This is a genomic window from Enterobacter sp. JS8-1, from assembly GCF_049187015.1.
Lineage (GTDB): Bacteria > Pseudomonadota > Gammaproteobacteria > Enterobacterales > Enterobacteriaceae > Enterobacter > Enterobacter mori.
On sequence record NZ_CP185805.1, the window covers coordinates 2,906,181 to 2,925,705 of the forward strand.

General features: G+C 52.6%; 20 protein-coding genes. 6 read left to right on the plus strand and 14 right to left on the minus strand.

Features of this window, described 5'->3' with window-relative positions:
- Positions 1–14 precede the first annotated feature (14 nt).
- The 5 genes from cheA to flhD all read right to left on the minus strand — a co-directional run bounded on the left by cheA (position 15) and on the right by flhD (position 4,912).
- A complete protein-coding gene (gene cheA / locus ACOQH0_RS13815; protein ID WP_421510590.1) occupies positions 15–2,039 on the minus strand; it encodes a chemotaxis protein CheA in 2,025 nt (674 codons plus the stop codon).
- 4 nt (positions 2,040–2,043) lie between these two features.
- Positions 2,044–2,973 (minus strand): flagellar motor protein MotB, encoded by a 930-nt coding sequence (gene motB / locus ACOQH0_RS13820; RefSeq protein WP_010432487.1) that lies wholly within the window; start codon positions 2,971–2,973, stop codon positions 2,044–2,046.
- Positions 2,970–3,857: a flagellar motor stator protein MotA gene (gene motA / locus ACOQH0_RS13825; protein WP_008500417.1), complete on the minus strand. Its 888-nt coding sequence runs from the start codon at positions 3,855–3,857 to the stop codon at positions 2,970–2,972. Before motA ends, motB begins: the two co-directional genes overlap by 4 nt.
- A 123-nt stretch (positions 3,858–3,980) precedes the next feature.
- Positions 3,981–4,565: a flagellar transcriptional regulator FlhC gene (flhC, locus tag ACOQH0_RS13830; RefSeq protein ID WP_172411157.1), complete on the minus strand. Its 585-nt coding sequence runs from the start codon at positions 4,563–4,565 to the stop codon at positions 3,981–3,983.
- Positions 4,562–4,912 (minus strand): flagellar transcriptional regulator FlhD, encoded by a 351-nt coding sequence (gene flhD / locus ACOQH0_RS13835; RefSeq protein ID WP_010432485.1) that lies wholly within the window; start codon positions 4,910–4,912, stop codon positions 4,562–4,564. Before flhD ends, flhC begins: the two co-directional genes overlap by 4 nt.
- Positions 4,913–5,706: 794 nt before the next feature.
- Here flhD and uspC point away from each other — a divergent pair.
- On the plus strand, positions 5,707–6,135 hold the full coding sequence (gene uspC, locus ACOQH0_RS13840; RefSeq protein WP_010432484.1) for a universal stress protein UspC: 429 nt from the start codon (positions 5,707–5,709) through the stop codon (positions 6,133–6,135).
- Positions 6,136–6,150: 15 nt separating this feature from the next.
- Here uspC and otsA read toward each other — a convergent pair whose 3' ends face one another.
- From otsA to ACOQH0_RS13870, 6 genes are all read right to left on the minus strand, one after another.
- Positions 6,151–7,575, minus strand: a complete 1,425-nt coding sequence (gene otsA / locus ACOQH0_RS13845; RefSeq protein WP_421510591.1) for an alpha,alpha-trehalose-phosphate synthase — start codon at positions 7,573–7,575, stop codon at positions 6,151–6,153.
- The gene (gene otsB / locus ACOQH0_RS13850; protein ID WP_108417565.1) at positions 7,550–8,353 is read right to left on the minus strand and encodes a trehalose-phosphatase; all 804 of its coding nucleotides are present in this window, start codon (positions 8,351–8,353) and stop codon (positions 7,550–7,552) included. Before otsB ends, otsA begins: the two co-directional genes overlap by 26 nt.
- Before the next feature lie 152 nt (positions 8,354–8,505).
- Positions 8,506–9,486 (minus strand): arabinose ABC transporter permease AraH, encoded by a 981-nt coding sequence (gene araH, locus ACOQH0_RS13855; RefSeq protein ID WP_010432481.1) that lies wholly within the window; start codon positions 9,484–9,486, stop codon positions 8,506–8,508.
- 14 nt (positions 9,487–9,500) lie between these two features.
- Complete coding sequence (gene araG, locus ACOQH0_RS13860; protein ID WP_421510592.1) at positions 9,501–11,015, minus strand: L-arabinose ABC transporter ATP-binding protein AraG; 1,515 nt, start codon at positions 11,013–11,015, stop codon at positions 9,501–9,503.
- Between the two features lie 70 nt (positions 11,016–11,085).
- Positions 11,086–12,075 (minus strand): arabinose ABC transporter substrate-binding protein AraF, encoded by a 990-nt coding sequence (gene araF / locus ACOQH0_RS13865; RefSeq protein ID WP_049006600.1) that lies wholly within the window; start codon positions 12,073–12,075, stop codon positions 11,086–11,088.
- Between the two features lie 316 nt (positions 12,076–12,391).
- Complete coding sequence (locus ACOQH0_RS13870) at positions 12,392–12,949, minus strand: DJ-1 family glyoxalase III (RefSeq protein ID WP_421510593.1); 558 nt, start codon at positions 12,947–12,949, stop codon at positions 12,392–12,394.
- Positions 12,950–13,455: 506 nt separating this feature from the next.
- Between ACOQH0_RS13870 and ACOQH0_RS13875 the strand changes: the two genes are divergently transcribed.
- Positions 13,456–13,959 (plus strand): non-heme ferritin-like protein, encoded by a 504-nt coding sequence (locus tag ACOQH0_RS13875; RefSeq protein WP_010432470.1) that lies wholly within the window; start codon positions 13,456–13,458, stop codon positions 13,957–13,959.
- Positions 13,960–14,108: 149 nt separating this feature from the next.
- Positions 14,109–15,452, plus strand: a complete 1,344-nt coding sequence (locus ACOQH0_RS13880; RefSeq protein WP_126545469.1) for an anaerobic C4-dicarboxylate transporter — start codon at positions 14,109–14,111, stop codon at positions 15,450–15,452.
- 40 nt (positions 15,453–15,492) lie between these two features.
- On the opposite strand, the gene ACOQH0_RS13885 is transcribed toward ACOQH0_RS13880, so the two are convergent.
- From ACOQH0_RS13885 to ACOQH0_RS13895, 3 genes are all read right to left on the minus strand, one after another.
- On the minus strand, positions 15,493–15,744 hold the full coding sequence (locus tag ACOQH0_RS13885) for a DUF2766 family protein (protein ID WP_006176098.1): 252 nt from the start codon (positions 15,742–15,744) through the stop codon (positions 15,493–15,495).
- Between the two features lie 107 nt (positions 15,745–15,851).
- Entirely contained in the window at positions 15,852–15,935 is an 84-nt protein-coding gene (gene azuC, locus ACOQH0_RS13890; protein ID WP_003859682.1) for a stress response protein AzuC, read from the minus strand.
- Positions 15,936–16,169: 234 nt separating this feature from the next.
- The gene (locus ACOQH0_RS13895; RefSeq protein WP_010432458.1) at positions 16,170–16,808 is read right to left on the minus strand and encodes an RpiB/LacA/LacB family sugar-phosphate isomerase; all 639 of its coding nucleotides are present in this window, start codon (positions 16,806–16,808) and stop codon (positions 16,170–16,172) included.
- A 247-nt stretch (positions 16,809–17,055) separates the two neighbouring features.
- On the opposite strand from ACOQH0_RS13895, the gene yecR reads away from it, so the two are divergent.
- The 3 genes from yecR (at position 17,056) to tyrP (ending at position 19,518) form a co-directional block, all read left to right on the plus strand.
- Positions 17,056–17,394: a YecR family lipoprotein gene (yecR, locus tag ACOQH0_RS13900; RefSeq protein WP_421510594.1), complete on the plus strand. Its 339-nt coding sequence runs from the start codon at positions 17,056–17,058 to the stop codon at positions 17,392–17,394.
- A 202-nt stretch (positions 17,395–17,596) separates the two neighbouring features.
- Positions 17,597–18,094: a non-heme ferritin gene (ftnA, locus tag ACOQH0_RS13905; protein WP_010432452.1), complete on the plus strand. Its 498-nt coding sequence runs from the start codon at positions 17,597–17,599 to the stop codon at positions 18,092–18,094.
- 212 nt (positions 18,095–18,306) lie between these two features.
- On the plus strand, positions 18,307–19,518 hold the full coding sequence (gene tyrP / locus ACOQH0_RS13910; RefSeq protein WP_421510596.1) for a tyrosine transporter TyrP: 1,212 nt from the start codon (positions 18,307–18,309) through the stop codon (positions 19,516–19,518).
- Positions 19,519–19,525 lie beyond the last annotated feature (7 nt).

The window sequence follows — 19,525 nt, forward strand, 5'->3', positions numbered from 1 at the left end:
TACCTTCTACTTAATCAGGCGGCTGTGTACGCCACACGTTGTTCACGATTTAATCCCTGAAGCGCCGACACATCGACGATCAGCGCCACGCTGCCATCGCCCAGAATGGTCGCAGCAGAAATCCCCGGCACTTTGCGGTAGTTGCTTTCGAGGTTCTTCACCACCACCTGGTGCTGACCAATCAACTGATCGACCAGCAGCGCGTAGCGGCGACCGGCACTTTGCAGGATCACCACGATGCCCTGCGTGGCTTCGGTTTTCGCGCCGTCCACTTCGAACACTTTCCACAGTTCAACCAGCGGGAGATACTCGCCGCGCACTTCCAGCACGCGCTCGCCGCCCGCCAGCGGATGCAGATCTTCCTCACGTGGCTGCAGGGATTCCATCACTGCGTTCAGCGGCAGAATGAAGACTTCGTCCGCCACTTTGACTGACATGCCGTCAAGGATCGCCAGCGTCAACGGCAGCAGGATGCGAATGGTGGTGCCGGAACCCTGTTTAGACTGGATCTCAACGTGGCCGCCCATCTCCTGGATGTTACGTTTCACCACGTCCATGCCCACGCCGCGCCCGGACACGTCGGTCACCTGCTCGGCGGTTGAGAAGCCCGGCGCGAAGATCAGCATGCCCACTTCTTCGTCGGTCATGTTTTCGTTAACCGCCATACCCTGCGAAATCGCCTTCGCGAGAATACGCTCGCGGTTCAGGCCTGCGCCGTCATCGGTCACTTCGATGCAGATGTTCCCGCCCTGATGTTCCGCGGAAAGAATCAGGTTTCCGACAGGGGATTTCCCCGCCGCCACGCGGTTTTCCGGCAGCTCAATGCCGTGGTCCAGGCTGTTACGCACCAGGTGCGTTAACGGGTCAATGATGCGTTCAATCAGGCTTTTGTCCAGCTCGGTGGAGCTGCCCATCAGCGTCAGTTCAATCTGCTTATTGAGCTTGCTGGCCAGGTCGCGCACCAGGCGCGGGAAGCGGCTGAAAACATATTCCATCGGCATCATACGGATGGACATCACCGATTCCTGCAGATCGCGGGCGTTACGTTGTAACTGACCCATGCTGGTGATGAGATCGCCGTGGGTTACCGGGTCCAGTTCGTTAGAACGTTGTGCCAGCATCGACTGGGTGATCACCAGCTCACCGACGAGGTTAATCAGCTGATCAACCTTCTCAACCGCCACGCGGATGCTGGTGGATTCGCTGGAGCGCGCGGCCGGTTTTTCACCGCGGACAGGTGCAGCCGTATCTTTCGGCACGGCTTTTAATGTAGGCGTGGCCGGTACGACGGCAGGCGCAGCCGCTTGTGCGACCTCTTCCACTGCGACAGGGGCATCGACTGCCGCGGTTTCAGTTTCAAAGGCAATTTGGTCGGCTTCGATAACAAAGCACAGCACCGCCACAATATCGTCCTGACTGATACCGTCATCCAGCGTCGCGGCAAGGCTGTCTTTGCCTTTCACCACGTTGCTCAATGTCGCCAGGTTGCCCAGTTCTTCTTCGAGAAGGTTGACTTCGCTCTCTTTAAGACGGGATAACACCACGCGCAGTTTCGCCGGGCGGTCGGCAACGGGCGCCGCGTCCTGTGCGGCCATGGCATCAACAACGCTCAGCTTCGCCGCCGGTACGGCAGCGACCACGTCACCTTTTGCTTCCAGCGCCAGCTGGCGCAGCGCGTTGCAGATGTATTCAAAGCTGGCGGCATCAGGCTCTGCCGAACTTTTATAGGCGTCGAGCTGTTCCTGCATAATATCTTTGGTTTCCAAAAACAGGTTGATAATGTCGGTATTGAGCTGCATCTCACCGCGTCGTGCTTCATCCAGCAGGTTTTCCATTAAATGGGTCGTTTCCTGCAAAATGGTAAATCCAAAGGTCCCTGCACCACCTTTAATAGAATGCGCTGCACGGAAAATGGCATTGAGCTGCTCTGAATCCGGTGCTTCAGGCACCAGGTCCAGCAGGTGTTGCTCCATATCGGCCAACAGTTCATCGGCTTCATCAAAAAATGTCTGGTAAAAATCGCTAATATCCATGCTCACGCTATCACCTCGGATTGGCTGGTGGCGATGTTGGAACGGCAGCCGAAGGAACGGCCCCAGGCTGTTTTAAATCGTCCAGTGACTCATTCTGACTTTCGGCGTTTTCATGCAGGATGGCCTGCTCCGCCTGCTGGTTCAGCACTAAAAGACTGATACGACGGTTGATGGCGTCGTCCGGCCCGCGGTCGGTGACGCGCATGGTTGCTGCCATGCCGACCACGCGCAGAACCTTGCCATCATCAAGCCCACCCGCCACCAGCTCGCGACGCGAGGCGTTGGCACGATCGGCAGAAAGCTCCCAGTTGCTGTATCCCTTCTCACCGCTGGCGTACGGGAAATCATCCGTGTGGCCTGACAGGCTGATTCGGTTAGGAATGCCGTTCAGGACCGGGGCAATGGCGCGTAAAATATCGCGCATGTACGGCTCAACGTCCGCACTGCCGGTTTTAAACATTGGGCGGTTCTGGCTGTCGATAATCTGGATGCGCAGACCTTCCTGCACCAGATCGATCTTCAGGTGCGGGCGCAGCGCGCGCAGTTTCGGGTCCGCTTCAATCAGCTGATCAAGATCGCCACGCAGTTTCTTCAGGCGCGCCTGTTCCATTCGTCTTTTCAGATCGTCGATGTTTGGCTCTTTTTTCACTTCACCCTTCTGCTGGGTGTAATCGTCGCCACCGCCAGGAATGGGGCTCTCGCTGTTCGAAATGCGCGGCCCACCGGTCACCGCCGTTGCCAGCGGCGTTCTGAAATATTCCGCAATCTGGATCAGCTCTTTCGGGCTGGAGATGGAGATCAGCCACATCACCAGAAAGAACGCCATCATGGCAGTCATAAAGTCGGCGTAAGCAATTTTCCACGAGCCGTGGGAACCGTGTCCGTGCCCCTTATGCTTGCGCTTTTTTACGATGACGATCGGATGGGACTGGTTTTTCATGCGTCCTCAGTTGTCGTCTGTTGGTTTGGGTTTTTCACCGCACGCACGTGTTCTTCAAGCTCGATAAACGAAGGACGCTCGCTGGAGTACAGCGTTTTACGGCCAAATTCGACGGCGATCGGTGGTGCGTAACCGTTGAGGTTGGAGAGCAGCGTGATCTTCACGCACTGCATCATTTTGGTGGTTTCCGCGCTCTTTTGACGCAGAACGCTCGCCAGCGGAGAGATAAAACCGTACGCCAGCAAGATACCGAGGAAAGTCCCGACCATCGCGTGGGCAATCAGCGCACCTAGCTCTGCCGCCGGACGATCCGCCGAGGCCAGCGCGTGAACCACCCCCATCACCGCCGCAACGATACCAAACGCCGGAAGCGAGTCGCCCACCAGCGCCAGGCTGTTGGCTGGCACTTCAGATTCGCTTTCGTGGGTTTCGATCTCTTCGTCCATCAGCGCTTCAATTTCGAAGGTGTTCATGTTGCCGCTAATGATGAGGCGCAGGTAATCGACGATAAAATCCAGCATCATCGCGTCAGCCAGGATACGTGGATAGCTGGCGAAGATTTCGCTCTCTTTCGGGTTTTCGATGTCACGCTCCAGCGAGAACATGCCCTGCTGACGTGACTTCGCCATCAGGCGATAGAGCAGCGCCAGCAGATCCATATACATGCTTTTGGTGTATTTCGAGCGACGGAACAGCAACGGAATCGCTTTCAGCGTGCCCTTGATCGATTTACCGTTGTTACCAACGATAAAAGCCCCTACCCCTGCGCCGCCGATGATAATAAGTTCAGCCGGTTGATAGAGTGCTCCAAGGTGCCCGCCGGTCATCATGTAACCGCCGAAAACTGTACCGAGAACTACCAGGTAACCTAATAAGATAAGCACGACATCATCCTTCCGCTAGTGACTAAGGCAGGACGTTCATTTCGACAGCGTTACCGGAATGCGGGGTAAAAAAAAGCAGCGGTAATTGCTTACCGCTGCTGGAATCTTGCCCACACGTTCGGGTTAAACAGCTTGTTCGATCTGTTCATCCAGCAGTTGTGGAATAATATCGGCAGCATCCCGGGAAAGTTTACGTCTTTTTACGGCGCGGGATGGAGGCTGGCATAAACTACAGGCGAAGCTGCCAGCAGGCTGATGAGCATGGGTAATAAAATTGCCATCGCAGCAGTTGCAGCGAGACAGTTCAAGCATTCCGCTTTCAACAAAACGCACCAGCGTCCATGCGCGGGTCAGTGCCAGCAGGGGTCCATCTTCCTGCTGAGGGCATTGTTCAAGGTAAAGTTTATACGCTTTGATCACGGCATCGACGCCGCTACACAAACCGGTTTTCAGAAGGTACTGCCAGGCGTTACAGAACATCGATGCATGGATATTCTGTTCCCAGGTCATAAACCAGTCCGTTGAGAACGGCAGCATTCCTTTAGGCGGTGGACTACCACGTAATTCTTTATACAGTTTGATGAGACGACCACGGCTCAGCTGAGTCTCGCTTTCCAGCATTTGTAAACGAGCACCCAGCGTAATCAGCTCCATTGCCAGCTGTATATCACGCGCTTCCTGAACAATGCTTTTCTCGCTCATTTTTATGCCCTTTTCTTACGGGCAACGTCATCAGGCTGGCTGATTTCGCTGAGCAATCGTGTGGAGAGAAGAATACCGGTATGGACCTGTTGAAGATCGTCAACGCGGGATTCCTGGGTAAGACGCGTGATTGTCTGCGGATTATCAAAGCGGAACTGGCAAACGAGTTGATTCGTTTCTGCCAGCTTGACCATTTGCGGGAGTGTTAATCCACCCAACATGGTTGCCATCTCTTCGTTAATACCCAGACGAAACATCGCGGACGCTTTGTCCTGACTAATCAAACGCTGCGCGAGCAGTAAATATGACAAATTGATGTCATAGATATGTTTTAGCAACTCGGATGTATGCATTGTTCCCATCCCGAATAACCAACTATTATTTTTATGCGGAAAGACCGCACCCCGTGATGTCGCCGGGAAATCACCCGGTATAAAAAAGAAAAGGCTAAATGCATAGTTGAATTTAGGTTTGTATTCAACAAAACGTACAACAGCTGAAACGCAGCTGCGCCTCATATCGTTTTATCATTTCTTACAAATAACTAAGATTTTTCCTAATTCGACGCAAACTCTACTCGTCAGTTTTGACACATACAATGCAGCCATCCTCAAATTTAAAAAAAATGTGATCTACGTCACACAATTTAAGTGAATATTCTCCATAAATCCATCAGTATGACTTGTAATTTGGTCAAAACTTAACCAAACGAGACTGTTTTATATTCTTGAAGAGCGAATACTCATGCATGCGTATGAACAGATACGGCATAGCAATTGCTTTTTCTGCTTATATTGACTACGCCAATCATTCACATCGCGTACATCTGGCAGTCACAGTTCCATTACTTAGTAAAAACATATAGTTATGAGAAAAGCGCATAAAATTCATTTCACTGCGTGATCATTCAAATTGTGTTTATAACAGGTTAAAACGATTTAACGCGACTGACTAAAAAAAGTGTGATTTACGTTAAGTTGTTAATTTTTTTCATTTAGACACACTTTGCAATTATTCTTCTTATAAGAATAATTAATGAATAATTATGATAAGCTTCACACTAATGCCCTATTCCCCCCTTGCGGAAGTCTTGAAATCGCGGTAAAGCTGAAGAAAACTTGTTGTTCAGACATCAAAGGAGTGCGTGATGAGTTACACCCATCTTCTTGTTTCTGTTGCGGTTTCGCCGGAAAGCCATCAACTCGTCGCCCGTGCCGTTTCTATCGCCAGACCCACCAATGCTCGCATCAGCCTGATCACACTGACAGCCGAACCCGAAATGTACAATCAACTGGCGGCCCCCATGCTGGAGGATATTCGTGAGGTTTTGCAGGAAGAAACACAGCAGTTTCTGCGAGAACTGGTAGAAAAGGCGCAATATCCGGTTCACCAGACCATTATTGCCACCGGGGAATTAAACGAACATATTCTTAGCTTGTGCCAAAAACAGAATATTGATTTAGTGATCTGCGGTAATCATAACCAAAGCTTTTTTTCGCGCGCGGCATGTTCGGCGAAATCGATTGTCGCCTCAAGCCAGGTGGATGTGTTGTTAGTCCCTCTTGGGGGCTCATAAAGCCCCCGAGGAATATCACGCCAGTTTAGGGAAAGTCGCGATCTTTTTTTGCAGCTGTCCCTCATGGCTCTGCGGTTCAATTTCACGCAGATCGTCTATAAATCGAGCCTGCCAGTGGTTAATGTCATTTTTACGGATGGTCTCCATCATCTCTGCATGGCGAGATATACGCTCCGCCAGCGGCATGGTTAACGCGCGGTGGAGGGCATTCGCGACGTCATCGCGATCGTAAGGGTTAACGATAAGTGCTGAAGTAAGCTCATTCGCCGCACCGGCAAATTGAGACAGCACCAGTACCCCAGGGTCCGCAGGATCTTGTGCTGCGACATACTCCTTTGCCACCAGATTCATCCCGTCACGCAGGGGCGTCACCAGCCCGACGTCCGCATAGCGGAAGACCTTCATCAGGATCTTGCGCTCAAAGTGTTGATTCAGATAGAAAAGGGGTGTCCAGCCCAGCTGTCCGTAGCGGCCATTGATGCGCCCTGCTTCGGTCTCCAGCTGGTGACGAATATCCTGATAAGCCTGCACCTCGCCGCGCGACGTCGGCGCTATCTGCGTATAGCGAATTTTGCCGTGATGCTGCGGATATTTCTCCAGTAACGTCTCATACGCCAGGAAGCGCTCCGGTAATCCTTTGGAGTAATCGAGGCGCTCTACTGAAAAGATATTCTTAACGTTTTTAAGCTCATTTTTCAGCTGCGCCAGTTTTGGCGGCAACGGGCCAGACGCTTGTTCAGCAATCTCTTCCGGCTCGATGCCGATAGGATAAACCTCCGTATGGAAGGTTTTACCCCAGGCCGCGTGCGATTTTCCGCCATGCGTAACCAGCCGCGTTTTACCCGACACGCTGTCGAGGAAAGCCAGCCTGTCATTTTCAGTCTGGAAACCCAAGAGATCGTAATCGGACAGTGCTTCCAGGATCTCGTCGTGCTGCGGAAGCGCCGTGAAGATCTCCGGCGTCGGGAAGGGAATATGCAGGAAGAAGCCGATACGGTTGTTGACGCCGCGTCTTCTCAACTCTCTGGCAAAGGGCAGAAGATGATAATCGTGGATCCACAAAATATCGTCTTCTTTAATTAATAGCAGCAGTTTATCGGCCAGCAGAGCATTGACGCGCATATAGCCTTCATAAGACTCCCGCTGGAATTTGACCAGATCCAGGCGGTAGTGGAAGGCAGGCCACAGTACGGCATTAGAGAACTCGGAATAATATTCGTTATAGTCCTGTTCGTTCAGGGCGAAAGAGGCCCACGTAATGTTGCCGCGCGAGACTTTCTTAAGCGGCTTGTCTTCGTTACTGATTTCCCCACTCCAGCCAAACCAGAGTCCTCCGGCGGCTTTTAGGGCACCTAATACCCCCACCGCCAGGCCACCCGCGCTGGCTTTTTTATCATCCGGCGGTGCAATGCGATTAGAGACGACGATTAAGCGACCCATATAGATTTCTCCCGTTGTGTTGCGCTATTTGTTGTTGTTGCTGGTTAGCGACGTCAGATATCCACTGCCAGACGCTGGCGACGCTTTCCAGCCGCCATCCGGCACACGTTTCTCCAGGCCCGACTTTGACAGACATCCCGCCGGCCTTATTTACCACCATAAACCCGGCCTCATCGGTCAGGTCATCCCCCAAAAATACCGGCTTACGCCCCTGAAAAGGCGGCTCGGCCATAAACGCCGCAATAGCAGCGCCTTTGTTGATCCCTTCAGGTTTAATCTCAATGACGCACTTCCCCGGCTGTAACGCGAGCTCCGGGTGCGCATCGGCCACGCCGCGGGCGATGGCAAAGACTGCCGCTTCATGATGCGGTGCCTGACGATAGTGCAGAGCAAAGGCCATACCTTTGGCTTCCAGCTCGGTACCCGGCAGCGCCTCCAGAGCAGAAGAGAGATGAGTATGCAGCGACTGAATTAAGGCATCGGGGAGTGAGACAATATGCTGTTGATCATGGATATCGCGGCGCTCCGCTCCGTGTACACCGGCCAGCGGAAAGTGATATGGACTGGCGAGCACGTCCAGCTCGGCCATTGAGCGCCCTGAAATCAATGCCAGTGCTCCCTCGTTCATCCGCGAGAGCTGCTGTAAATTCTCTAACACCGTATCCGGTACGACGACCTCATCTGGATGCGGCTTTATCCCGGCGAGTGTTCCGTCGAGGTCAAAAAAGAAAGCAAATTTTCCGGGCAGTACAGGCGGTGCGGTTAACAAGTCAGCCACCCTTTTCCTCCTTACAGTGAGTAAACAGCCATGTAAGTATAGACAGTGTGACGGCGCTCGCCATTTGACAACCGCCCCGACAGTAAAACTGGCGGGGCGGTTAAGGGGTCAACTATGGTTATTAGTTGAGCAATAAAAAGCGCGGAAAGGCGTTAAACTGTACGCTTCGCTTTTTGCTTGTAACGGTCGAAAATCACGGCTGCGAGCAGGATCAGACCACGCACCACGTACTGCGAGAATGGCGAAATATTCAACAGGTTCATGGCGTTCTCCACCGTCCCCAAAATCAGGATACCGGCCACCACATATGAGATTTTTCCGATGCCGCCTTTCAGGGAAACGCCCCCTAAAACGCAGGCTGAGATGACGATTAGCTCATATCCAATGGAGGTCATCGGCTGGCCGCTGGTCATGCGCGACGCCAGAATGATCCCTGCTGCTGCGGAGACCAGCCCGGAGAGCACAAAGATAATGATCTTGGTGCGCACCACCGGAACCCCCGCCAGGCGCGCCGCCTCTTCATTCCCGCCAATCGCCAGCGTGTTACGGCCAAAGGTGGTGCGGTTAAGCAGGAAGCCAAACAGGATCAGGCAGGCGACCGTCAGCCAGATTGGCGCGGGCAAACCCAGCCAGTTGGCATAGCCCAGGGTAAAGAAGCGCTCGTCTTCGATCCCCACGGCTTTCCCGTCGGAGATGATATAGGCCAGACCGCGCACAATTTGCATGGTCGCAAGCGTCGTGATCAGGGCGTTAATCTTCAGGCGGGCAATCACAAACCCGTTCACCAGGCCGCTCAGCACACCGAGCATCAACCCAGCAAAGACGCCAATCCACAGGCTCTCGGTCATATTGATGACGACTGCCGTGGTCACGCCTGCACAGGCAATGACCGAGGCCACCGACAGGTCAAAATCGCCCGACGCCAGGCAGAACAGCATGCCGCAGGCCACCATTCCGGACATGGAGATTGCCAGCCCCAGCCCCTTCATATTAATGAAGGTGGCAAAGTTCGGCACAAAAATCGCGCAGGCGAGGAACAGCGCGGCAAAGACCACCAGCATACCGTACTGGTCCCAGATGCGGCCAAAACTGAAAGCCGACTTCGGCGCTCCGGATGTAGTTACAGAGGACATCATTGACTCCTTACTCAGGCGACAGCCTGGCTAACTTTAGGCATGGCGAGACTCAACGCCTGTTGTTCATTCGCCTGTTCATGCAGCAACTCACCGGCAATTTCCCCTTCACGCATCACGACGATGCGGTCGGCAACGCCAAGCACCTCAGGCAGATCGCTGGAGGCGAACAGCACCGCCACGCCGCGTTTTGCCAGTTCATAAATCACGTTATAGATTTCGTGTTTTGCCCCCACGTCGATACCGCGCGTCGGCTCATCCAGCAAAATGACCTTCATATCTTCCGACAGCCAGCGGCCAAGAATCGCTTTTTGCTGATTACCGCCGGAGAGATTCATGATCAGCTGTTCCGCACCCGGCGTTTTGATGTTCAGCGAGCGGATATGATGGTCGGCGTTGCTCGCTTCCCAGCCGTCATTGATCAGGCACCCCGCGCGGATGTATTTGCGTCTGGCAGAGATATTGATGTTGTCGCGCACCGAGTGGACCGGAATGATCCCCTCCGCTTTGCGATCTTCCGGGCAGAGCATCATGCCCGCATTGATCGCGTGAGCGGGCTTCTGGATATCGATTCTTTGACCGTCTATCGAGACCTGCCCCTGTGTGATCCGCGTGCCGCCAAACAACCCTTTCATCAGTTCGCTGCGCCCTGCCCCGACAAGGCCAAACAGGCCGACGATTTCACCGCTGCGCACCGAAAGAGAAATCGGCGTGCGCACGCCGGGCGCTTTAACGTTATCCAGACGCAGGCGCTCCGGGCCGTACTCGCGCGGCTGCCAGTGGTAAATATCGCCCAGTTCGCGTCCGACCATCGCCTGAACCAGCTGGTCATGGTTAACCTGTGCCATGTCCGTGAACGTCCGCACGTAGCGACCGTCCTTAAACACGGTGATGGCATCGCTTAGGGCAAAGATCTCCTCCATACGGTGCGAAACGTACAGAATGATGCGCCCTTCTTTGCGCAGCTCGCGGATCACGCGGAACAGATTTTCAATTTCACGGGCGGAGAGCGAACTGGTCGGTTCATCAAAGGCGATAATCTTGGCGTTACGCGCCAGCGCCTTGGCAATTTCAACCATCTGCCACTGGCCGATGGAGAGATATTTCAGGGGCGTTTGCGGATCAACATCCAGCCCAAGGTGTTTAAGCTGTAGCCCCGCTTCGTAATTGAGTAGCGAACGATTTACCACGCCGCTTTTGTGCGGAAGCTGACCTAAATAGATGTTCTCTGCCACGGTCATTTCAGGAATGAGGTGCAGTTCCTGATAGATGATGGCGACCCCGGCATTGAGAGCCGCCGTCGTATCGGCAAACGCCACCTCTTCGCCGCGTATCGCCAGCGTGCCGGTTGTGGGGGTGTAGTTACCGCTGAGAATTTTCAACAGCGTGGATTTTCCCGCGCCGTTCTCCCCCATCAGCGCGTGGACCTGACCGGCATGGCAGTCGAAGCTGATATCGGTCAGCGCGTTAACACCGGGGAACGTTTTCCCGATGCCGCGAAAAGAGAGATAGGGATCAGACTGTTGCATAACGACTCCGTGATTCCTGTAGTGTGTACGTCTGGCCCCTCAGGTGAATGAGGGGCACAATCACAGCGTATTACTTACCGCCCAGTCCTTTTTTCGCCAGCTCCTCTTTGAAGTTGTCGCGGGTGATCAGCACCACGTCGGTCACTTCGGTGAATTTCGGCGGTTCAGCCCCTTTGGTCACCCAGTTGTAGAGCATTTCGCTGGATTTGTAGCCGTGAACATCCGGGCTTGGCAGCAGCGAGCCATAGAAGCCGGTCGCCTGCGCTTTGGACAGTTCGCTGACCGCGTCCACGCCGTTGATGCCGATGCCGATCACGTCAGGCGCCTTGAAGCCCTGGCCTTCGGTTGCGCGCACTCCGCCCAGCACGGTGTTGTCGTTCATGCCGACCACCAGCCAGTGTTTGACTTCCGGATGCTGGACCAGCATAGAGTTAGCCGCGTCGAACGCGCCCGGGATGTCGTTAGACTTGGTTGGAACTTTGTAGATCTGCTTTTCCGGGAAACCGGCCGCTTTCAGGGCGTCCATGGAACCGGTAGTACGACGACGCGCCGTGTCCAGCTCGTCAGCGGTAATCGCCATCACGCCGGTTTCTTTTACATCCCAGCCCCGTTTTTGCATCTCTTTATAGAGTTCCTGGCCCTGACGTTCGCCGATTTTGGTCGCCGCCATCATCACCAGCGGGACGCTGTCCATCGGCTTACCTTTGGCGTTCACGAACTGGTCATCAACCGCAATGACCTTCATGTCATAGCCACGTGCTTTGGCGGCAATCGCTGAACCCAGTTTCGGATCAGGGGTACAGATAACAAACCCTTTCGCACCGCTGGCCGCAAGGCTGTCGATGGCGTTCAGGGTTTTTTCACCGTCCGGCACGGCGATTTTAATCACTTCAAAACCTAAATCTTTTCCGGCTTTATCGGCGAATTTCCACTCGGTCTGGAACCAGGGTTCTTCAGGTTGTTTAACCAAAAAACCGAGTTTTAAATTTTCAGCGATAGCGGATTGTGACATAACGGCAGCCAGGCCGATGGCCGCCAGCGCTTTAGTAAATTTGTGCATGGTAAACTCCAGCTTTAGCAATCTTTTCTGTAGGGAATATTTGCGTGCTTCTTATTTAATCGGACTTAAAACAAGACATTAGCGCTTACCTCGTCATAAGCGTTAGTGCTGGTGATAGTTTTAGCGGGAAATTAATCATCCATAAGAGAGCGGCATCACACCGCAGAATTACAGTAATTGCGTACATAAATTCAGCGGAAAATGACATAAAAACGGCAGGAATTGTCAGACAATTAAAATGGGGTTAAGCAGAATAATCCATAAGATTAGCCAAGAAGTCCCTGACAGCCGGACGCCATCACGTCCGGCAGGGAGATTACCAGGCGTAATAGATGTGATCCGCGTGATCGCGAACAGGCGCTTCGTCACCCAACAGGCGAGCAGAAAGGGTCAGCGCAAAGTCAAACGCGTGGCCCAGACCTTTACCGCTGATCAGGTTTTTATCCTCAACGACCGGTGCATCCACGTATTCACCGTCCGTTACGGTTTCCCATAAATCTCCCGAGCAGACGTAACGGCGTCCTTTAAGTAACCCGTTACCGCCCAGCACGCGCGCTGCGGCAGAACAGAGGGGACAAATCAATTTTCCATTTTCATCATTTGTGGACACAAAACGGATGACCTCCCGGCTAGCGGCCAGATTGACGCTTCCCTGCGGCCCTCCGGGTAACACCACCGCATCGTAAAGCGTGTTCAGACGTTCGGATAACGTACAGTCTGCCACCATCGGGATGTTATGGTAGCTCATTACCGCCCGAGATTCTGCGCAAGCCAGGGTTTCCACCTCGATATTCAACCGACGCAGAATATCAATCGTAATAATTGCTTCTGCTTCCTCAAAACCAGGTGCCAGCAGCACCGCAACGTTGGCCATGTTAACCTCAGTGAATGGAATACATTAAAACACTGTTTCATTTTCACAGAGTCATCAGGAACAATCCTGCATGGAGATCACATTACCGTCATTTTTGCAAAAATTGATTTAGCGCAACTTTGCGCCCATAGAATATATTTTGAATTAATCATGCATATTTGTTCTATTCGCAGAATATTCTGTTACCAGACTACTTAACGCTGTACATCCAGAGCAATAAATATATTAATATACCTTAAAATCAATCACTTAGTGATGTATTAATTTATATCTATCTGTTTGAGATTCTGTACTATATTAAAATTTGTAATCTATGGTAAATACGGGCGGATTAAGAGTTTTCTTAATCCAGAGACAAGGGTATGCTTATTTATATCGAACACAGGATGTGAATATTCGGTCAACTTCCGTCAATGCAGAATTGCCTTCTGCCATGTGATTTTATGTACCTGCCGGGTCAGGTTTAGCTGCGGACATCACGTCCCACAGTCAATAAGGATATGAGTATGACTACCCAAACGATGATGCAAAAACTGAATGCCCAAATGAACCTGGAGTTCTACGCCTCCAATTTGCACCTGCATTTGAGCGCGTGGTGCTCCGAAAACAGTCTTAATGGTTCAGCCACGTTCTTTCGTACTCAGGCGCAAAGTAACGTCACGCATATGATGCGCGTCTTTAACTTTCTGAAAGCTGTAGGGGCGAACCCTATCGTAAAGGCCCTGGACACGATCGACGATAACTACTCTTCGCTGGAAGAATTGTTCCAGAAAACGCTTGAAGAGTATGAACAGCGCTGCAGCACACTCAGCAAACTGGCTGATGAAGCCAAAGCGCAGCACGACAGCATTACCCTGAAATTCCTGCGCGATATGGACAAAGAGCAGCAGCAGGACGGTACGCTGCTCAAAACGCTTGCGGACGAACTCCGCAATGCGAAGCATGCCGGTTTATGCCCGGAGCAGACTGACCGTCATCTGCTCGACATTGTCACCGTTCAGCGCCACTGAGCGCGACTGACCTGCTCCTGACCGGGGCAGGTTCCTCCCACAACCTCCTGCTTTGTCTGAGATTTAACAAATCAGATCTTGCTCCCAATGAATAACCCTACATCGTGTAATGATTTATTTAATTACATAATGTTTGACGAGGGAGCATCATGATCACCATTGAGTTTATAGTTGTTATTGCCTGTCTGCTGGTCGGGACCCGCTTCGGCGGGATGGGACTGGGGCTAATAAGCGGTATTGGCCTGTTTATTCTGAGCTTCATTTTTGGGCTTCAACCCGGCAAACCGCCGGTTGACGTGATGCTGACCATTCTCGCGGTGATTGGCTGTGCGGCCACCCTGCAGACTGCCGGTGGTCTGAACGTGATGATGCAGTTCGCCGAGCGTCTGTTGCGCAAACATCCGCAGCACATCACGCTCCTCGCCCCCTTCACCACCTGGATGCTGACCTTTCTGTGCGGCACGGGCCACGTGGTTTACACCATGTTCCCCATCATTGCCGATATTGCGCTGAAAAAAGGGATCCGCCCGGAACGCCCCATGGCGGTAGCCTCCGTGGCTTCGCAAATGGCCATCACCGCCTCGCCTGTATCGGTCGCGGTTGTGTCGCTGGTGTCGATTCTCGGCGCACAGCACGGAATGGGTCACGCGTGGGGGATCCTGGAGATCCTCGCCGTATCCGTCCCTGCCTCGCTGTTTGGGGTGGCGATTGCGGCCCTGTGGAGTTTACGTCGCGGCAAAGATTTAGCGGATGACGTAGAGTTTCAGGAAAAGCTGAAAGATCCGAAACAGCGGGAATTTATCTATGGCAGCACGGAAACGCTCATGAATCAGCGCTTCCCGAAACAGGCCTACTGGTCCACCTGGATCTTCTTCACCGGGATTGCCATCGTGGTGCTGCTCGGTGCCCTGCCTGAATTGCGCCCTGCTTTTGAGGTAAAAGGCAAAATGGCGGCGCTTTCGATGAACCTGGTCATTCAGATGATGATGCTGATTGCCGGTGCTGTCATGCTAATGGCCTGCAAGGTGAATGCCTCTGCTATCTCGAACGGTGCAGTGTTTAAAGCGGGAATGGTTGCGATCTTCTCGGTGTTTGGCGTGGCGTGGATGAGCGATACCTTTTTCCAGGCGCATCTGGATGAACTGAAAATGGCGCTGGAAGGGGTCGTGAAAAGCCACCCGTGGACCTATGCCATTGTACTGTTTCTGGTTTCTAAACTGGTGAACAGCCAGGCGGCGGCGTTAACTGCGGTTGCGCCGATGGGGTTAATGCTGGGCATCGATCCGAAAATGCTGATCGCCTTCTTCCCGGCCTCCTACGGCTACTTTGTCTTACCGACCTACCCCAGCGATCTGGCCTGCATCGGCTTTGACCGTTCAGGCACCACCCGCATCGGCAAATTTATCATCAACCACAGCTTCATCCTGCCGGGGCTGATCGGCGTGAGCTGCGCCTGTGCGGCGAGCTACCTGCTGGTCCAGACCTTCTTCTGACAGTATCTCGGGCGACTGACAGGGTCGCCCGTTTCACGGCTTAGTGAGACTCGCCCTGCGGGGTGAATCGCAGCTCAATCAGTGCGATGGCTTTCTGAATGGCGCGAAGCGTAACCGGATCGGCTGCCGCCGGATGGCTGGTAAAATCGATGTTTTTCAGCTGGGTCGACATTTTTTCACGCACTTCGACAGGCGCGATAACGTCAATCACATCAAGGATTTGCTTAATAACCAGCTGACAGGCAACGACGTCAGAGACCAGTTCCTGATCGGCGCTCAGGTTTTGTGACATGGGGTTTCTCCTTAGTTAAAGGCCGCCATAGTAGCAAACCGCGCGCCCTTTCATCTCTTTCTCGTCGCCCGCAGGCATAAAAAAACCTGCCGAAGCAGGTTTTTTTATCAGAACATCGCACCCGGTGGGACGTCTTTGAAAGTCGTGCAGTAGTTAGCCCACATGCTTTTCAGGATTTTGCGCAGTTTCATTATGTTGCTCCAGTAACGTGTTATGCAGGTGTTATTGTCAATGCGCTTATAATATGACCACCATCACAAAAATCAATCATTTTGTGACGAACATCACACCAATAAATCCACCAGTGCTACAACAATGTTACGAAAAAAGCCGCAAAATCCACGAGTTACGCCCATATAAATTCCAGTAAAATTTTATAAAAAATTTTGATACGCCAGGAAAGTTATGGATGTCATCACATGCTGTTAGCCAACAATCCCCCGAACGAAGGCTTCGATTTCTTTATCCTGGCAGTTTTCAAAGAAACACTGCTGGAAGCGGTGACCGGATACGGCGGTTTTCACCAGTTCAGGATCGATTGCGCGCAGGGTATCAAGGTAATTTTCTTTTACCACCGCCGCTTTCACCTGATTCAGGATCCCCGCGTTACGCACCTGAGGCTCTTTACGCTCTGGCGGATACCCCTCGCCGTTACGGCCCGTGAAGGCTTTCTCAAAGATAAAGCGCACGTTCAATTCAGCGCCCCAGCCAAAGCCTTTGGCAAATGGCAGGGACAGCGCGTTACCGTTGTTGATCTGCGCAAACAGGAAGGCGTCAGCAGGATCGATGCAATAGCCGCAAATCACGCCCGGATGGATATTCAGCGACATCAGCGCCCCCTGGCCGGTACCGCAGCCGGTCACGACAAAATCCACGGCTCTGGAATTCAGCAGAATGCTCGCCATAATGCCCAGATGGATATAGGTAAGATGGTGGTCGTTCTCGTCGCTCATCCCGACGTTATACACCGGGAAGCCTTTTTCATCGGCAACGGCTTTTAGCTCATTAAGGATGATGGGATTTTTAGCTGCCTGGCTGTTTTCCATCATCAGCGCAATTTTCATCGTGTCTCTCCTGAATGTGTGGCGGACAAGCCCGCGGTGAATACCTTATCCCCTTAACCTTACTATCAAACAAACACTCTTTCAAATTAAGTGAAAATGCGTTTTAAAAAACGCAATTGCGCTCACAGTTTCGTGACCTGATGCTGTTCGTTGCGAAGAGAAAGGGTTGATCCTCGGGCTATTCGAGGCATTGACTGGAACCGTTGAAGCTAAAATAGCGTATTTCCCTCTTCACGCAGAGTGAACCATGAAAAGAGTATTCATCGCCGGAACGATCCTGCTTCTCGCGGGATGCAACGTTAACCGTCAGGCGGAGGTCAGTCACCTTGACGCCCCCAACGGAGTTGTCCGCCTCGACTACGGCCAGGCCATGCTGCAAAACGCCCATTCCGATGCGTATGTGAATAACGGCACCGCAGTGAAAGCCTGTCAGGGCATGGGATATGCCACCGCCTCCGCCTATGGTCAGCCTGTCAAAACCTGTACCCTGATTAGCGGATCGCTGTGCCTGAACGAGAGCGTGACCATTCAGTATAAATGCATGGGCTACGCCGTGAATCCTAACGTCACGAATCCATGGTATTAATGTCGTCTGCCAGCAGAGCTGGCAGTCTTTTTAATTAAGAACACAAACAATTCTCATTAATAAATATAAAACGTGCCAATGCGTGTTATTCCCATTCGTATTTTTAAATAAACAAATATTTATTTTACGTTTTGCAAATAATTAAATAACAAATTATAGTGTCGCTCATTGTGAACCAGAAATAATAAACCGGAGCGCCACCATGCTGAAAACTGAAATGATCGACAAGCTCAATGCTCAAATGAACCTTGAGCTTTATTCATCCCTTCTTTACCAGCAGATGAGCGCCTGGTGCAGCTATCACAGCTTTGAAGGTGCCGCCGCGTTTCTGCGTCGTCACGCACAGGAAGAGATGACGCACATGCAGCGTCTCTTTGATTATCTGACGGATACGGGCAGCCTGCCGCGCATTGATACGGTCGCCTCTCCGGTTGCTGAATACGGTTCTCTTGATGAACTGTTCCGCGCCACATACGAGCACGAACAGCTGATCACCCAGAAAATTAATGAACTGGTTCATGCTGCAATGACCAGCCAGGATTATCCGACCTTTAATTTCCTGCAATGGTACGTTGCTGAGCAACACGAAGAAGAAAAACTGTTTAAATCTGTGCTGGATAAATTGTCTCTGGCCGGTAAATCAGGTGAAGGTCTTTACTTTATTGATAAAGAACTGGCGACACTCGATACGCAGAATTAATTCCCACACGGTGCTGAACCCTCAGCACCGTTTTAATACCCCCTCTACTTATTACCTCTCCCCTTCGCCTCACCGTTCAACAGATGTTTGCCCCTCGCCAAAGCGTAAACTTAAAATTACACGGGTTGTAACGGTGATTTGACGAGTTCACGCTTTTCCCTTACTCTGCGCCGCAGATTAGGTCGCGATTAAGAATCGTTGTAGAGGAAAGCGTGAAAAACAGAGCTCTGGGAAGTATTTTCATCGTCGCAGGAACGACGATTGGCGCAGGAATGCTAGCCATGCCGTTGGCGGCCGCAGGCGTCGGATTTGGCGTAACGTTATTGTTTCTCGCCACACTCTGGGCGTTGATGTGTTACACCGCTCTGCTGTTACTGGAGGTTTATCAGCACGTCCCTGCAGACACGGGTTTAGGTTCGCTGGCTGCACGCTACCTGGGACGTTATGGCCAGTGGGTTACAGGCTTTAGCATGATGTTCCTGATGTACGCCCTGACGGCTGCCTACATTAGCGGAGCCGGAGAGCTGATCGCGTCCAGCGTCAATGACGGGTTTGGTACACACATTACGCCCGGCACAGGCGCGGTCTTCTTCGCGCTCATCGGCGGCGGCGTGGTGTGTATTGGCACATCGCTTGTCGATCTGTTTAACCGCTTTCTGTTCAGCGCCAAGATTATTTTCCTGGTTGTGATGCTGGTTCTGCTTGCGCCGCACGTTCACAAGATTAACCTGCTGACGCTGCCGCTGGAAAAAGGGCTGGCGCTTTCCGCGATCCCGGTGATTTTCACCTCGTTCGGTTTTCACGGCAGCGTGCCGAGTATCGTCAGCTATATGAATGGCGATACCCGCAAGCTACGCCGCATCTTTATCATCGGCAGCGCGATTCCGCTGGTCGCCTACATCTTCTGGCAGCTGGTCACGCTGGGCAGCATTGACTCCTCAACCTTTATCGGTTTAATGGCTGCGCATTCCGGCCTGAATGGTTTCCTGATGGCGCTGCGTGAGGTGGTGACCTCTCCACACGTCGAGCTGGCGGTACATTTGTTCGCTGACCTGGCGCTGGCGACGTCGTTTTTGGGCGTGGCGCTCGGCCTGTTTGATTATCAGGCCGATCTGTTCCAGCGCCGCAATACCGTTGCCGGACGGTTGCAAACGGGTGCAATTACCTTCCTGCCGCCACTGGCCTTTGCGCTGTTTTACCCGCGTGGCTTTGTGATGGCGCTTGGCTATGCGGGTGTGGCGTTATCCGTCCTCGCGCTGCTGTTGCCTTCCCTGCTGGCATGGAAGAGCCGTCAGCAGCATCCTCAGCAAGGTTATCGCGTGGCGGGGGGTAAACCGCTACTGTGCATCGTGTTTGCCTGTGGCGTGGTGATTATTCTGGTGCAGTTCCTCATAGCAGCGGGAATGCTGCCGGAAGTGGGGTAATAAAAAA